The sequence below is a fragment of the Stenotrophomonas sp. NRRL B-14846 genome (assembly GCF_050473585.1).
In the GTDB taxonomy this organism is placed as follows: Bacteria; Pseudomonadota; Gammaproteobacteria; order Xanthomonadales; family Xanthomonadaceae; genus Stenotrophomonas.
In genome coordinates this window covers 13,079-29,832 of the sequence record NZ_JBFLUN010000022.1, presented here as the reverse complement: position 1 = coordinate 29,832, position 16,754 = coordinate 13,079, and the positions used below count along the sequence as shown (strand labels likewise).

General features: G+C 67.8%; 8 protein-coding genes. 6 read left to right on the top strand and 2 right to left on the bottom strand.

The genetic code is table 11. From position 1 onward, the window contains the following. Positions 1-103: 103 nt before the first annotated feature. From AB1281_RS02165 to AB1281_RS02140, 6 genes are all read left to right on the top strand, one after another. Positions 104-2,842, top strand: coding sequence for a TonB-dependent receptor plug domain-containing protein (locus AB1281_RS02165; protein WP_430344964.1), 2,739 nt, complete (start codon positions 104-106; stop codon positions 2,840-2,842). A 162-nt stretch (positions 2,843-3,004) separates the two neighbouring features. After that, positions 3,005-5,776, top strand: a complete 2,772-nt coding sequence (locus AB1281_RS02160; protein WP_430344963.1) for a response regulator — start codon at positions 3,005-3,007, stop codon at positions 5,774-5,776. After that, positions 5,773-6,993, top strand: coding sequence for an EAL domain-containing response regulator (locus AB1281_RS02155; protein WP_430344962.1), 1,221 nt, complete (start codon positions 5,773-5,775; stop codon positions 6,991-6,993). The genes AB1281_RS02160 and AB1281_RS02155 overlap by 4 nt, the downstream gene beginning before the upstream one ends. Positions 6,994-7,117: 124 nt before the next feature. After that, entirely contained in the window at positions 7,118-10,354 is a 3,237-nt protein-coding gene (locus AB1281_RS02150) for an ATP-binding protein (RefSeq protein ID WP_430344961.1), read from the top strand. Then, positions 10,351-10,992, top strand: a complete 642-nt coding sequence (locus tag AB1281_RS02145) for a response regulator transcription factor (protein ID WP_188487932.1) — start codon at positions 10,351-10,353, stop codon at positions 10,990-10,992. The genes AB1281_RS02150 and AB1281_RS02145 overlap by 4 nt, the downstream gene beginning before the upstream one ends. A 263-nt stretch (positions 10,993-11,255) precedes the next feature. After that, positions 11,256-14,474, top strand: a complete 3,219-nt coding sequence (locus tag AB1281_RS02140) for an autotransporter outer membrane beta-barrel domain-containing protein (RefSeq protein ID WP_430344960.1) — start codon at positions 11,256-11,258, stop codon at positions 14,472-14,474. A 472-nt stretch (positions 14,475-14,946) separates the two neighbouring features. Here the strand turns inward: AB1281_RS02140 and ychF are convergent, their stop codons facing one another. Both ychF and pth read right to left on the bottom strand, forming a co-directional pair. Next, a complete protein-coding gene (gene ychF, locus AB1281_RS02135) occupies positions 14,947-16,038 on the bottom strand; it encodes a redox-regulated ATPase YchF (RefSeq protein ID WP_014036087.1) in 1,092 nt (363 codons plus the stop codon). A 105-nt stretch (positions 16,039-16,143) separates the two neighbouring features. Next, on the bottom strand, positions 16,144-16,722 hold the full coding sequence (gene pth, locus AB1281_RS02130) for an aminoacyl-tRNA hydrolase (protein ID WP_004144977.1): 579 nt from the start codon (positions 16,720-16,722) through the stop codon (positions 16,144-16,146). Positions 16,723-16,754: the final 32 nt, after the last annotated feature.

Below are 16,754 nucleotides of genomic sequence, written 5' to 3'. Positions count from 1 at the left end.
CAAGGACATAAAAAAGGCGTTAAATGCGCGCGCCCATTCCGGAAATCTGAATGGGGGACAGGGCCCCTCCTCTGCGGGCCGGCTTCATTTCCGAGAATTCCTCATGCGTAGAAAGGCGATGGCGTGGTCGATCCAGCTGGCGTTGATGGGTGTGGCTGCTTCCGCGGCCGCCCAGGCTCCGGCTTCCTCTTCGGTACAACAACTGGACGCGGTGCAGGTCACCGGTTCGCGCATTCCGCGCGCCCAGGTGGAAGGCCCCGCCCCGATCACGGTGATCAACGCCGAACAGATCCGCTCCAGCGGCTTCACCAGCGTGCCGGACGTGCTGCGTGCAATGACCCAGAACGGCGGTGAGACGCAGAGCCAGCAGTCTTCCAGCGGCGCCGACTTCTCGCCGGGCGCCCAGCAGGTGGACCTGCGCGGCCTCGGCCCGAACCACACGCTGGTGCTGGTCAATGGCCGCCGTATCGCCGACTTCCCGATGCCGTTCAAGGGCCGCAGCAACTTCACCGATGTCTCCAACATTCCGCTGGGGATGATCGAGCGCATTGAAGTGCTGACCGGCAGCGCCTCAGCCATCTATGGTTCGGACGCGATTGCCGGCGTGGTCAACTTCATCCTGAAGAAGAAGGCCGACGGCACCACCATCGACATGCGCATGGGCACCACCACCGAAGGCGGTGGCGAGTCGTTCGACATGAGCATCGCCAGCGGTTTCAGCCGTGGCAACTTCAACGCGGTGTACAGCGTCGAACTGCAGTCGCAGACCCCCCTGTGGGCCTATGAGCGCGACATCCAGGACTCGACCCAGGACGGCCCCACCGAGGGTTCGCGCATCGCGCGCCGTGCCTACCTGCGCACCGACTACAACGATGACTACCTGGACCCGGGCGCCGCCACCTGCGAAGCGCTGGCCGGGCAGAACCAGGGCAGCACCTATCGCGCCTATCGCCCGAAGTACGGCTACTACTGCGGCAGCGACAGCTCGATCGGCTACGGCACCATCCTCAGCAAGCGCCGCGGTGCCAACGGCTACGCGTCGCTGAGCTACGACTTCGACAATGGCCAGCAGTGGTTCGCCGACGTGCAGCTGGGCTACCACACGATGTCGCTGATGCGCGACGTCACCAAGTGGGGCCGCATGGATGCCAACGGCGATGAGTCGGGCTACTTCAACAACGAAGCCACCGGCGAGATCGAGTTCTGGCAGCGCCAGTTCTCGCCCGAGGAAATGGGTGGCCTGCGCAACGCCATGGTGCGCAGCACGCAGAAGACCTTCAGCGTGACCACCGGCTTCAAGGGCAACCTGGCCGGCAACTGGGATTACGAAGCGGCGCTGAGCCATTCGCAGTACCAGTCGCGGATCAGCTGGGCGCAGATCATCGCCGCCAAGGCCAATGACCTGTTCCTCGGCCCGCAGCTGGGCGTGGATGACGACGGATTCCCGATCTACAACGCCGACCCGTCACGCCTGTACCGGCCGCTGACCCGCGCCGAGTACGATTCGATCGCCGCGCGTACCACCTACACCCCGAAGTCGCGCACGGAGACCGCCGCCTTCACCCTGACCAACTCGGCCCTGTTCGGCCTGCCGGGGGGCGACGCCGGGTTTGCCGCGACCGTGGAAGTGGGCCAGCAGGCCTACTCGCTGAACCCCGATCCGCTGGCGACCGAGTACTACTACTACAGCTGGAAGGATTCGGACGGCAAGGGTTCGCGCAACCGCTGGGCGACCGCTGCGGAGCTGCGCATGCCGCTGCACGAGACGGTCAACCTGAGCGTGGCCGGCCGCTACGACCAGTACCGCTATTCCGGCCACACCATCGGCAAGGCGACCTGGAGCGGTGGCCTGGAATGGCGCCCGATCGACACGCTGCTGGTCCGCGGTTCGTACGGCACCGCGTTCCGTGCGCCGGACCTGCACTACGTGTTCGCCGGCCCGGGCAACGATGAGACCACCGCCGAAGACCTGTACAGCTGCCGCGCCGACGGTGCCACCGACTGCGCCGACTACGAACGCAACCTGATCCGCAGCCGCACCGGCAACCGCCAGCTCGACCCGGAAACCAGCACGTCGTGGAGTGCCGGCTTGGTCTGGTCGCCGGCCATCGGCCTGGACCTGTCGGTGGACTGGTTCGACGTCGACATGCGCAACCAGGTGCAGGACATGGACGTACGCACGATCCTGGCCAACGAAGCAAACTGCCGCCTGGGCAGCGCCGACATCACCTCGCCGACCTGCGTGGATGCACTCGCCCGCATCACCCGCAGCAACGATGGGCGCCTGTATGGCGTGCGCGTGGAGCCGATCAACGTCGCCCGCGAATCCACCTCCGGCATCGACCTCGGCCTGCGCTACCGCCTGCAGACGGGCATCGGCGACTTCATCTTCAACGGCACCCACACCTGGGTGAAGAAGCATGATTTCCAGCGCTACCCGGGCGACCGCACCGAAGACCAGTTCGCGGTCAACAGTGGCTTCGACATTCCGCGCACCAAGACCAGCCTGAGCGTGACCTGGGAGAAGGACGCGTGGTCGGCAACGGTGTACGGCTCGCGCCTGGGCAAGCTGCCGACCTCGGACAGCTACGACCAGGTGTTCGACTGGGACAGCGGCGACAGCCCGTACGTGAAGGCGACCTATCGCTACAACGCCTCGCTGCAGTACCGCTTCGACGACCACTCGCGCCTGTCGCTGTCGGTGGTCAACGTGTTCAACAAGATGCCGCCGAAGGACCGCACCTACACTGCCTACCCGTACTACGACGTGTCCTGGTTCGACAGCGTCGGCCGCACGATCAACCTGCAGTACACCCACAAGTTCGGTGGCAGCGCACTGTAAGTGCCTGGCCAATGCCGCTACAGGAGACCCCCGCTTCGGCGGGGGTTATTTTTTCCGCCGCCTGAACGGTACGCACGCGCAGGCTCCGGCCCGACCGGCCAGCGGGGGATTTTAGGAAACAGCTGATTCCGCGCCGTCCGCGCCGCTCCCTAGCATCGTTGCATGTTCCGCTTCCCCCGCCCTTCGCTGCAGCAAGCTGTGCCATCGACCACCGCGTCGGTGTTGCTGCGCTGTCTGACCGTGTGCGTCTTCATCTGCCTGGCCGCCGCGGCCGGGTTCTACCTGCTCACGGCATTCACCGAGGACATCTCGACCCATCGCCGCGAGATGAATGCAGCGGCCTACAGGGCACAGATCTACTTCGACCAGCGCGAAGCCCTGCTGCGCTACCTGGGCGATTCGGTGGTGACGGGCAACCCGGATGCACCTGCGACGGACAGCGAAGGCATGCGCCAGGTGCCGCTGGATGGTGCTGGCGGCCAACCGGGCCAGCGGCTGCTGCTGTCAGCGCGCGCCGAGCACACGCTGCAGGCGCTGCAGACGCACCTGCTGCTGGTCGACGCACGGGGCGCGCATTGGCTGGCCGGTGGCGAGGTCGATGTCGACCTGGCGCGCCTGCCATCGCTGCGCGTGCTGCAGGCGCGCAACGGCGGCGTGGAGGGGGCCGATCCGGTGTACTGGCTGCGTCCGGGCGACAGGGGCGTTGCACTGGCGCAGCCGGTACAGGCAGGCCCCCATCCGACACAGTGGCTGGTGCTGCTGCTCGATGGCGCGGCGGCGGCGAGCATGATCGACGGCCAGGGCATCGGCGGTTATGCGCTGCTCGACCGTGCGGGGCAGCCCGCCTTGTCGAGCCAGGCACCGCGGCTGGATGGTGCGGGCTGGAAGACCCTGCGGGAGCGCCAGGACGACAGCTTCGGCACGCTGTGGAGCGGCGGGCTTCCGCGCGGCGTAGCGCTGGTGAAGGGGGTTGGCAATGATGGCTGGCGGCTGGTCTACCACCTGCCGCCGCAGCTGCTGCTGGGCGACCTGGCGGTCCCCCTGCTGATCTGCGTGCTGTTGCTGCTGCTGGCCGGCCTCGCGCTGCGCCTGCTGCGGCATCGGGTGGACCTCCAGCTGATCCAGCCGGCCCTGCAGCAACACCGCCGGCTGCTGGAGAACCTGGATTTCAGTTCGACGGTGATCGACATGGCGCCGGTCGGCATCTGCGTCCTGCGCCGCAGCGACCGCGCGCTGCTGCTCTCCAACCAGCTGCTGCGCGACTGGCTTGGCGAAGAAGGCGAACACAGCGACTGGCAGGCGCCATGGCGCGGACATGCCGGCGAGCGCGGGCGTGGACTGGAATTCACCACCCGCGACGGGCGCCAGCTGCAGGTGCTGCACGCAGCCTGCCGCTATCAGGGCGACGACGTCCTGCTATGCGTCTTCCATGACATTTCCCGGCACCGCCAGGCACAGGCCGCACTGTCGTCGGCACGCCAGGCCGCGGATGCGGCCAACCAGGCCAAGAGTGCATTCCTGGCCACCATGAGCCATGAAATCCGCACCCCGCTGTACGGTGTGCTCGGCACGCTGGAGCTTCTGGGCCACACCTCGCTGGATGCCCGGCAGTCGCAGTACCTGCGCACGATCGAGAGTTCCTCGTCGGTCCTGCTGCAGTTGATCAGCGATGTGCTGGATGTTTCCAAGATCGAATCAGGGCAGCTCAGCCTGGAGCCGGCGGCGTTCTCGCCGCGCGAGCTGACCGAGAGCGTGCTGCGCAGCTTCGCTGCGTCGGCCACCTGCAAGGGCCTGCAGATCCTGGTCTGTACCGATCCGCGCCTGCCCACGCGCGTGCTCGGTGATGCCGACCGCATCCGCCAGGTGCTGGGCAACCTGCTCAGCAACGCGATCAAGTTCACCGAGCATGGCCGGGTGGTGCTGCGCGTGCGCCAGGTGCAGCGCGAAGGTGAATCGAGCGTGCTGGCCTGGCAGGTGACCGATACCGGCGTGGGCATCGCTGCGGAGGAACAGGCACGGTTGTTCGAACCGTTCCGCCAGGTCCGCGGCGCGGCCAGTGCGCAGGGCACCGGACTGGGCCTGTCCATCAGCGATCGCCTGGTGCGCCTGATGAGCGGCGAGCTGCAGGTGGTGAGCGAGCCCGGCCTGGGCAGCAGCTTCAGCGTCCGCCTGCCCTTGCCGGTGCTGGCCGCTGCCGAGGATGGTCCCGCGCTGCTGCCGGAGCCGCCGATCCTGGTGCGTGGCCGCGACCGCGAGCTGGTCGACAGCGCCTGTGGCTGGCTGTGTCGATGGGGTGCCAATGCGCAGCCCTTGCTGGGCGACCCGACGCTGCTGGACCATGACGGCGCGATCCTGATGGATGGCGAAGCCGGAATGCCGCTGGCCTGGGCGGGCCCGCGCGTGGTGGCATCGATCGAGGGCGGAGACCAGCCCATCCTCGCCGCCGATGGCAGCCTGGTGGTGACCCTGCATGGCATGACTGCGATCGGCAATGCACTGGCCAACGTGCAGCAGCAACGCGCGGCGCAGCCGGAGACCACCCGCGTGGCAGCGCCGATGCCTTTGGGCCTGCGCGTGCTGGCCGTTGAAGACAATCCGATCAACCGGGTGATCCTGGCCGAGCAGCTGCGCACCCTCGGCTGCGACGTGGAGCTGGCACAGGACGGCGTGGAAGCCCTGCAGCGGTGCCGCGAGCAATCCTTCGATCTGGTGGTGACCGACATCAACATGCCGCGCATGGACGGCCACGCGCTGGCCCGCCAGCTGCGCGATGACGGCAATCCGGTGCCGGTGATCGGCGCCACCGCCAATGCCACCGCCGAGGAGCGCGAGCGCTGCCTGGCCAGCGGCATGCAGGGCTACCTGAGCAAACCCATCGACATCGCCCGCCTGCGCAAGGCGCTCACCGCTTTGCGCCAAGGAGACCCCGCATGACCCTGCGTGTCCTGATCCTGGAAGACCAGCCCTTCCAGCGCGGCTTCCTGGCCAATCTGTTCGGCAGCCACGCCGGCGCCCAGGTCGATGCCTGCGAAGACGTGGATGCCGCCATCGCACTGTGTGCCTGCCAACCCTACGACCTGGTGGTCAGTGACCTGCTGATGCCCGGGCAGGACGGCATCCAGTTCATCCAGGCGCTGGCGGCACAGCCACGCCCGCCCCGCCTCGCCGTGGTCAGCGCGGCGTCGCGGCGGATGATGACCTCGGCGAGGCTGATGGCCGAATCGCTGGGACTGGATGTGGTCGGCCTGCTGCCCAAGCCGGTGGCGGCCGCCGACGTGGATGCGCTGTTCGAGGCCCTGGCGCAGGCGCGCCCGGCCACCGAGCCAGCCACCTCACGTGCGGCGGCAGCCCCCGAACCGGATGCATCGCATCTGCGCCAGGCCATGGCCGATGGCAGCCTGACGGCCTGGTTCCAACCGAAGAAGTCCCTGCAGTCCGGGCGGGTGGTGGCGGCCGAAGCACTGGTGCGGTGGCGCCACCCGCAGCTGGGTACGCTGGCCGCAGGCAGCTTCCTGCCGGCGATCTGCCGCTACGGGCTGGAAGGCGACCTGCTGCGGATGATGCTCAAGGCCAGCATCAGCGCCCAGGCCCGTTGGCGCAAGCAAGGCTTCCGGGTACCGGTATCGATCAACCTGCCGCCTCATCTTCTGGAGCAGTCGGACCTGCCCGATGAGCTGCTGGCGCTGACCCTGGCCCACGGTGGTACGCCCGGCGAGTTGTGCTTCGAACTGATGGAAAACAGCACCACGCGGCACGTCAGCGACTTCTATGCCGGTGCCTGCCGGCTGCGCATGAAGGGCTTCGGCCTGGCCCAGGATGATTTCGGGCAGGGCCTGAGTTCGGTCCACAATCTGGTCAATACCCCCTTCACCGAGGTCAAGATCGACCGTGCGCTGGTCAGCGGCTGCGCCCGTGACCCGGCCCTGCACCTGACCCTGTCGACGGTGATCGCACTGGCCAACCAGCTGGGCCTGACCATCGTGGCCGAAGGCGTGGAAAGCGATGCCGATCTGGCCGCACTGCGGCATCTGGGGTGCAGCCAGGTGCAGGGGTTCCTGATTTCGCAGGCGCTGCCGTCGGACGAGTTCACCCGTTTGCTGGACGAAGAAGCACCGCAACTGGACGAAAGACCGCGGGCCGCCCGGCGCTGACACGGATTCCACGGCGGCTTCACAAAATCATCAAGCGGCATTGACGATCCTGTCTGTGCAGTGACGGCGGACTTTGCGCTGCCGCCACCGGCGCCGCTGCCCGCCCCCTGCTCTGAGACCTGCCATGCCGGCCGAGGCCGCCCCTGTACGCCGACTCGCTCGCCGCTCGCTGCGTGTCCACGCCCTGCTGATCGGCGTGGTGGTGCTGGCGACCCTGCAGGCCGGACTGCTGCTGTCTGCCGGCTCGCAGCTGTTGAACGAAGAGCGCAGCAAGATCGAGTACCACTTCCGCCGCCTGGACGGCACGCTGCGCGAACAGGAGCGTTTCCTGCGCCAGTGGCGGCTGCATGATGTCGGCGCGCGTGGGCAGCCGGTTGCCGATGCCAGCGTGGAGCTGCAACGCGGGCCGTTGTTCGCCAACTTCGCGGTGATCGGAAGCGAGGGCGCCAGCCTTTCGCCACCGACCGAGCTGGGCGACCGTTTCCTGCGCTTCTACGGCACGTTCTGGTCGGCCTCGCGCTACCCACCACCGCAATGCCTGCTGGTCGATGGCCAGGGCACGCGCGGGCTGCTGGCTCCGGTACAGATCGCGGGTGCCGAAGCGAGCCAGAACAGCCCGCACCACCTGCGCCCGGCGATCGCCGACATCCACCGGGTCCTGGGTACGCAGCCCGCGCTGCAGCGCGGCGGCATCGTCTGGGTGAGCGTACCGTGGCGCGACCGGCAGACCTGGCTGCTCGCCATCGCCCACGCCCCGCAGGATGCACGCCTGTGGGGTGAGGACGGCAAGGACTCCCAGGCCGCGCTGGCGTGCCTGCTCGATCCGGCACGTGTCGATGACTACCGGCAGGTGCTGGGTGTTCCGGTGTTCCAGCGGTTGTCGCTGTTCGATGCCAATGGCCAGCGCCTGCTGGGCGATGCTGCAGACGCCAGCGGCGCCAGCGACGCGGGCACCTCCTGGCGGGCTGGCCTGGAAGGCCTGCAGTTCCGCATGCGCAGCGAGCGCGGCTGGCTGGCGGTCTACCACGTCAGCTGGCGGCAGGTGTTCCAGCATCCCCAGGGGCCCTTGCTCGGCGCGACCGTGGTGGCCCTGCTGCTGGCGTTGGGTGGCACGCTGGTGCTGCGCGCGTATCGGCGTTCGGTCATCGAGCCGCTGCGCAGCAATCACGCGCGCCTGCTGGAAAGCGAAGCCTTCAGCCGTACCATCCTGGACAACGCACCGATCGGGCTGTGCCTGCTGCGCCGTACCGATGGCAATGTGCTGCTGGACAACGCCCTCGCCCGCCGCTGGCTGGGCGAAGACCATCACAGCGGAGGTTGGCATGGCCCCTGGCGGCGCAGCGTGCTGGCCGCCGGGGGAACCACGCTCGGCGATGGGCTGGCCTACACCACGCCCGAGGACCGCCACCTGCTGGTGACGGCGACGCCGGCGCGCTATCGCGGTGAGCCGGCGGTGCTGTGCCTGTTCATCGACCTCAGCAGCCAGCACGAAGCCGAACAGGTACTGCAACAGGCGCGCCGTGCCGCCGACCAGGCCAACCGGGCCAAGAGCCAGTTCCTGGCCACCATGAGCCATGAAATCCGCACGCCGCTGTACGGCGTGCTCGGCACCCTCGAGCTGCTGGGACTGACCCCGCTGGATGCGCGGCAGCAGGACTACCTGGCGACGATCCAGCGGTCGTCCTCGACCCTGATGCAGCTGATCAGCGACATCCTCGACGTCAGCAAGGCCGAGGCCGGGCAACTGAGCCTGGAGCCCAGCCCGTTCGACCCGGTGCGACTGACCGAGGATGCGCTCGACTCGTATGCTGCAGCGGCCGCCAACAAGGGGCTGCAGTTCTACGCCTGCATCGATGCCGACGTGCCGCACATGGTGTGTGGAGATGCCGCACGGATCCGCCAGGTGCTCAACAACCTGATCAGCAACGCACTGAAGTTCACCGACAGCGGGCGGGTGGTGGTGCGCGTTTCGGCACGCAGGCAGGAGCAACACTGCTGGCTGCAGTGGCAGGTCGCCGATACGGGTATCGGCATTGCCAGCGAACACCAGGCGCACCTGTTCGAGCCGTTCTTCCAGGCCAACCCGGGCACCGACGCGATGCGCGGCACCGGCCTGGGCCTGGCCATCTGCGCGCATCTTGTGGCGTTGATGGAAGGCCAGCTGCGCGTGGTCAGCGAGAGCGGCCTGGGAAGCAGCTTCAGCGTCGAACTGCCGCTGCCACCGGCACCGGCGGATCCGCAGCAATCCCCTGCGCCGCAGCTGCCTGCGGGCCTGCAGGTCCAGGTGCGGGGCAGCGTGCGCGAGCTGGTGCAATCGCTGTGCGAACGCCTGCAGCAGCGCGGTGCACAGGCCAGCGTGTACCGGAAGGACGGCGCAGCAGGCCTGCCATCGTCCGACGTGCTGCTCGAGCTGGTCCTGGACGACTCGCTGCCCGCATGGGCGGGTGGACCGCGCGTGGTCGCCTGCCGCGAAGGCGGCGTGCGGCCCCGGCACATTGATGGCTTCTGGCAGGTTGGCCTGCACCGGTTCGACGCGATCGTGCTCGCGTTGGCTGCGGCCAGTGGCCAGCCGCTGGCGGCAACCGCCGAAGGGCGCCTGCCGGCGACGCGCCGTTTCGGCCTGCAGGTGCTGGTGGCAGAGGACAACCCGATCAACCAGGCGATCCTGCGCGACCAGCTGGAACAGCTCGGCTGCCGCGCCGTGGTGGCCAGCGATGGCAATGAAGCGCTGGGCTACTGGCAACAAGGAGCGTTCGCGCTGGTGCTGACCGACCTGAACATGCCCGGGCTGGATGGCTACGGCCTGGCTCGTGCCTTGCGGGCACGTGGGGTCAGCGTGCCGATCCACGGCGCCACCGCCAATGCCGACCCGGCCGAACGCCAACGTTGCCAGGAATCGGGCATGCAGGGCGTGCTGGTCAAGCCGATCACGCTGGAAGCCCTGCAGCGCCTGCTGACCCGGATCACCGACGGCGATGCGCCGGCCCCTGCGATGCAGGAGCACCCTTCATCCACCGCGTCGCACGACAAGGATCCCCCACTGCAGGTTCCGGCGAAGATGCAGTCGCTGTTCGTACAGACCATGCAGGCCGACCTGGACAGCCTGCGCCAGGCGATCGCCGCTGCCGATCCCACCCGCGTGGCGCAGGTTCTGCACCGCATCCGCGGCGCGCTGGTGATCGTCGGTGCACCCGCGCTGGTGGACAGCGGCCTGCAGATCGAACAGTGCCTTGCCGGCGGCGATGACCTGGCCACCCAGGTGGCCGCTATTGCTGGGTTCCAGCGACGCCTCGAACAGCTGCTGCATCCGCTGCTCGACACTGCATCCCCCTCCCTTCCTGACGACCCGACCCTGCCATGACCACACGGATCCTCATCGCCGACGACCACCCGATCGTGCTTGCCGGCATCCGCGACGTACTGGCCGGGGAGCTGGACCTGGACGTCGTGGGTGAAGCCGCCGACCCGGCCACGCTGATCGAGCTGATGACCCGGACCCGGCCACAGGCGGTGATCACCGACTACAGCATGCCCGGCGGTGACCGCTTCGGGGACGGTATCAAGCTGATCTCGTTCCTGCGCCGCAGCTTCCCGGAGACGCGCCTGCTGGTGCTCACGATGGTGTCCAATCCATCGCTGGTCGCGGCAATGTATGCCGCTGGCGCGCGGGGCGTGGTGCTCAAGAGCCATGGCTTGGGCAGCCTGGTACAGGCCCTGCGGGTGGTGCTGGCCGACCGCGTTTACCGCCCTCCAGGACTGCTGCCAGTGGCCGCGAGCGAACCCGCTGATGCCGATGCGGTGCGCGCTCGCCTGTCGCCGCGTGAACTGGAAGTCATCCGGCTGTTCACCGGCGGCATGAGCGTGGGCGACATCGCGCGCCAGCTGCAGCGCAGCGCCAAGACGGTCAGCACGCAGAAGATCAGCGCGATGCGGAAGCTCGGCGTGGACAGTGACCAGGCGCTGGTCGAGTACTGCCTGCAGGCCTCGTTGTTCGCCTGAGGCCCACTGCTGGCTGAATCCTGCCGGCCCTGCAAGAGGGCCTGCAACGGCTTTAGGAAACGCCTGATTCCATAGGATGCAGCCTATTTCTAGGCTGGACGCATCCCGCCATGGCGCGCTTGCCGGCCGTTGCTGCGTCGCCGTGGGGGACGGAAGTCCGATGGCGCCTGCAGCCGCCATTGCGAGTGGCTTCCGCAGCGACGCGGCCCTGCCGCGCCAGTTCGCGCAGCCGCGCTGCGCCCTGCCACAGGAAGTCCATCAGCATGAACGCCTCCCCCACACGGCACCGCCGTGCGTACGGGCGCGCGCGCGCCACGCGTGTGCCCCTCATTCCCAGCCTGCTGGCCACTGCCCTGTGGGCAGCCCTGCCGGTGCATGCCGCAGACCTCACCGGCCCGCTGCTGGTCAACGACGGCGACAGCCTGCAGCTGGGTGCCGACGATGTCCTCAACCACAACGCGGGCAGCTTCGCACTTGCGGTCACCGGTAACGGCAGCAATGCGCTGATCGACGGCAGCCGCATCCACGTGACCGGCAATGGCAGCGGCGTGTCTGCCGCCAATGGCGGCCAGGTACAGCTGCGCGGGGCGACGCTGTCGATCGCACCGGCGACCGGCACGGGCTTCTATGCGCTGTATGCCAATGGTGCCGGCAGCGTGATCGATGCGCGTGATGTCGACATTGAGACCACGCGCAACGGCAGCGGATACGGCAGCGTGCAGGCATCCAACGGTGGGGTGATCCGCTACACCGGAGGCCGCATGGCGATGACCGGCGGCGTCGGTACCCTGGCCGGCGCCTCCGGCAAGGGCAGTGAGGTGCATCTGGATACCCTGCAGATGAACGCCGACAGTGGCGCACGCCTGCGCGCCGAAAGCGCCGGCCTGCTGACGATCCGCAACAGCCGGATCACCCTCGCCCCCGGCGGCATCCTCGCCGGCATCGCCGTCGATGGCGCGGGCAGCCGCGCCGAGTTGTACGACACCTACCTGGACGGCGGCTGGTTCGATATCGGCAGCGGCGGCAGCGTTCTGCTGGAGAACGTGGAAGCGCACTCCGTGGGTGGCAGCATGCGCCTGCTCGGCAGCAGCATCAGCAAGACCTATTCCAGCGCGGTGATCAACGGCGGCCGCTTCTACACCGTTGGCGGCTATGGCGTGAACATCAACAACTGGGGCCAGCTGACCGCCCGTGATGCAGCGTTCGATGTGCGCGACGGCTTTTCCGGATTCTGGCTGGCCAGCGACGAGTCGCGCCTGCAGCTGACCGACAGCACCATTGATACCTGGACCGACACCTACGGCTACGGCGTGGAGATCGCCGGCGGCGTCGCCACCGTGCAGGGTGGCCGGATCACCACACACGGCGATGCGACCTACGGCGTGCGCGTGACCGGCTCCACCGGCAGCACCGCCAGCCGCATCGAAGCCAGCGGCAACGTGATCGACGTGCGCGGCAACGGCGGCGGCGGCGTGTTCATCGGCGGCTCCACCGCCACCGCGCTGCTCGACAACGTTGCGATCCGCAGCGACGGCGAGAACGTGTTCGGCATCGTGCACATGAACACCGCGCGGCTGACCCAGGCCGACCGCCTGGACATCCGCATGACCGGCAGCAACAGCGGCGGCTACCGCTCCTACCTGACCGCGTTCGGCCCGTACTGGAACCGTGCCACCCTCAACGACAGCCACATCGAGACCGCCAGTGGCGCCGCGTTCTGGCTGCAGGGCAGCAATCACGCGCTGACCGTCAATGGCAGCGACGTGACCGCAGGCAACGGCACCGGCCGCTTGCTGCGGGTCAGCGACACCGTGTTCACCGACGGCAGCAGCGTGGCGACCAGCCGCATCGACTTCAGTGCCGACGCCAGCACGCTGCGTGGTGACGTGGTGGTCGACAGCGCAACGGCCGACGTGCACATGCTGCTGGGCAACGGCACCACGTTCAGCGGTGCCCTGCGCAACGACTCCGGCCACCAGGTCGCACAGCTGGCGCTGGATGGCAGCAGCCAGTGGAACGTACGCGCCAGTTCCAGCGTCGGCACGCTGGAACACGCCGGCACCATCGCCTTCGATGCGCCGGCGGCGGACGGCTTCAAGACGGTCACTGTCAGCGGCGACTACGTGGGCAACGGTGGCAACTGGATCTTCAACCGCGCCCTGGGTGACGACACATCGGCGGGCGACCAGCTGGTGATCAACGGCAACAGCAGCGGCACCGCCAGCGTGAGCGTGCGCAATGCCGGCGGCGCCGGTGCGCTGACCCAGGAAGGCATCCGCCTGATCACCGTGGCCGGCCAGTCGGATGCACAGTTCAGCCTGCAGGGCCGCGCGGTCGCCGGTGCCTACGACTACTTCCTGTTCAAGGGCGGCGTGTCGACCCCGGATGATGGCAACTGGTACCTGCGCTCGGAATACGTGCCGCCGGTCGATCCGCCGCAGCCGCCGGATCCTCCGGTCGACCCGCCGCAGCCGCCGGAACCGCCGGTCGACCCGCCGTCGCCGCCGGGACCGCCGATCGATCCGCCACGCCCGCAGGTGGAACGCCCGGAACCGGCGGCCTACCTGGCCAACCGCAGCGCCGCGCTGGGCATGTTCCGGCACAGCCTGCACGACCGCGCCGGTGATCCCGCCGCCCAGGCCGGCGCCAGCAGTGACGCCGTGGCCTGGATGCACCTTCGCAGCGCGCAGCCCGACAGCCATGACCGCAACCGCCAGGTGCAGGTCGATGGCCAGATCAGCAGCGTGCTGGTCGGCGCCGGACGCCGCTTCGAGGTGGGTGGCACGGGTGAACTGCAGGCCGGTGCGATGCTCGGCCATGGCCGCGCGCGCAATGACAGTCGCTCGCAGGTGACCGGCTACACCGCGCGTGGCGTGGTCACTGGCACCAGCGTGGGCGCCTATGCCACGTGGCTGCAGGATGCGCGTATGGAAGGCGGCGCCTATGTGGATGGTTGGCTGCAGTACGGCCGCTTCCGCAACAGCGTGCAGGGCGAAGGCCTGCAGAAGGAGCGCTATGACGCCCGCAACTGGAGTGCGTCGGCCGAGGCTGGCTATGTGCTGCCCCTGCGGCGCACGGCGCAGCGCGGCATCTACCTGGAACCGCAGCTGCAGGTGGTGCACAGCCGCTATGACAGCGACCGCGTGGTCGAGGCCAACGGCACGGTGGTCGAAGACCGCGGTGGCGGCGAGACCAGCACCCGCCTCGGCCTGCGCCTGTACAGCCGCGGGTTGAGCGCGGCGCAGGGCCAGGTGCACCCGTACGTGGCGGTGAACTGGTGGTCCGGCGGCAATGGCGCGGGCTTGGCAATGGACGGCGAGCGGCTGCAGCGGCAGCTGCCGCGCGACATCTACGAAGCCAAGGCCGGCGTGCAGGTGGATCTGTCCGGCGGCTGGCGCGGCTGGGGTGAACTGAGCCGGCAGAGCGGCGGCATGGGCTTCCGCGACGTCGGCGCCCAGCTGGGCGTGTCGTACAACTGGTGATGCGGGACGTGCCCGGCAAGGGAGTGCCGGGCACTTTTTCCACATGCGGCGTGGAAAGCGATGGGGGTTTGGTGTGGACAAGTGCCTGCGAACCGCACGCAGCAAGCGTTTCAGCATGTGGCTGTTTTTTGTCCATGCTCCTTCGCGGTTTTCCACACCCGTCGTGGAGAGTGGTTGGGATTTGATGTGGACAAGTGGGTGGGAGTGTTGCCGCGCAGGCGTCTCGAAGCATGGTGAAAATTTGTCCATGCTGCACGGGCAAGCCGTGTAAAGCCGAGCATGGGCTCGGTTCTACAGAGGCGGGCGCGGTTTTCCACATCCGCCGTGGAAAGCGATGGGAGTTTGCTGTGGACAAGTAGCGGCGAACATCACACCGCAAGCGTTTCGCACTGTGGTGTTTTTTTGTCCATCACCGGAAACGCGAACGCCCCGCACAAGGCGGGGCGTCCGGGGTCGATCCAATGCCGCTGGATCAGACGTTGAAGCGGAAGTGCAGGATGTCGCCTTCCTGCACGCGGTATTCCTTGCCTTCCAGGCGCAGGCGGCCGGCTTCCTTGGCACCGGCTTCGCCCTTGTACTTGATGAAGTCGTCATACGCGATGGTTTCAGCGCGGATGAAGCCCTTCTCGAAGTCGGTGTGGATGACCGCCGCGGCCTGCGGGGCGGTGGCGCCCTTGCGCACGGTCCACGCACGGACTTCCTTCACGCCGGCGGTGAAGTAGGTCTGCAGGCCGAGCAGGCTGTAGGCCGCGTTGATCACACGGTTCAGGCCCGGCTCGCTCAGACCCAGGTCGGCCAGGAAGGTATCGCGGTCTTCGTCGTCGAGCTGGGACAGCTCTTCTTCGATCGCTGCCGACACCGGCACCACCTGCGCGCCTTCAGCGGCAGCATGCGCACGCACGGCTTCCAGGTGCGGGTTGTTCTCGAAACCGTCTTCCAGCACGTTGGCGATGTACATCACCGGCTTCAGGGTCAGCAGGAAAAGGTCGCGCACCAGCGCCTTCTCTTCCTCGTCCAGGCCCACCGAACGGCCGGACTTGCCATCCGACAGCGCGGCCTGCAGCTTGGCCAGCACCGGCTTGCGCGCCGCGGCGTCCTTGTCGCCGCCCTTGGCCGCGCGCTCGGCACGGTTCAGCGCCTTCTCGACGCTGTCCAGGTCGGCCAGCGCCAGTTCGGTATCGATGGTTTCGATGTCCGAGATCGGGTCGACCTTGTTGTTGACGTGGATGACGTCGGCGTTCTCGAAGCAGCGCACCACGTGGGTGATCGCATCGACTTCGCGGATGTGCGCCAGGAACTTGTTGCCCAGGCCTTCACCGCTGGCGGCACCGGCGACCAGGCCGGCGATGTCGACGAATTCGACCGCGGTCGGGATGACCTTCTGCGGGTTGATGATCGCTGCCAGCTCGTTCAGGCGCGGATCCGGCACCGGCACGATGCCGACGTTCGGCTCGATGGTGCAGAACGGGAAGTTCGCCGCGGCGATACCCGCCTTGGTCAGCGCATTGAACAGGGTCGACTTGCCGACGTTGGGCAGGCCGACGATGCCGCATTTGATACCCATGGGTGACAGCTCTCTGGGGTGAAAGTGATTGGGGAAACAGCGACATGGGCGCTGCTTTTCCAATCATTCTCCGTACCGACCAACGGTCGGTACCTACCGGGCCAATTATTTCGGGGTATGAAGCCGCTTCATCGCTTCGCTGAAATCGCCCTGCACCGCCAGCGGCAGCACGTCGATGGCATCGTCGATGGCGCGCGAAATCAGTACTTCATCATCCTTGGAAGGGCGTCCCAGTACCCAGCCCACCACGCGGTCCTTGTGGCCGGGATGGCCGATGCCCACGCGCAGGCGATGGAACTTGCCGTGGCCGAGCAACCGGATGGTGTCGCGCAGGCCGTTCTGGCCGCCGTGGCCGCCATCGAACTTCAGCCGCGCCACGCCGGGCGCCAGGTCCAGTTCGTCGTGGGCCAGCAGGGTTTCTTCCGGCTCGATCTTCCAGAACCGCTGTGCGGCGGTGACCGACTTGCCGCTGAGGTTCATGAAGGTGGCGGGCTTGAGCAGCCACACCGTCTGCCCGGCGATCTCGACCTTGGCGGTCTCACCGAACAGCTTGCTGTCCACGTTCCATCGCGCACCGGCTTTTTCCGCCAGGGCCTCAACGAAATGAAACCCGGCATTGTGCCGGGTCCGGGCGTGTTCCGATCCGGGGTTGCCCAGACCGACGATCAGTCGCAGTCCTGCCATGGTTCCTTCCAATACGGTGCCTGCCCGGAGGC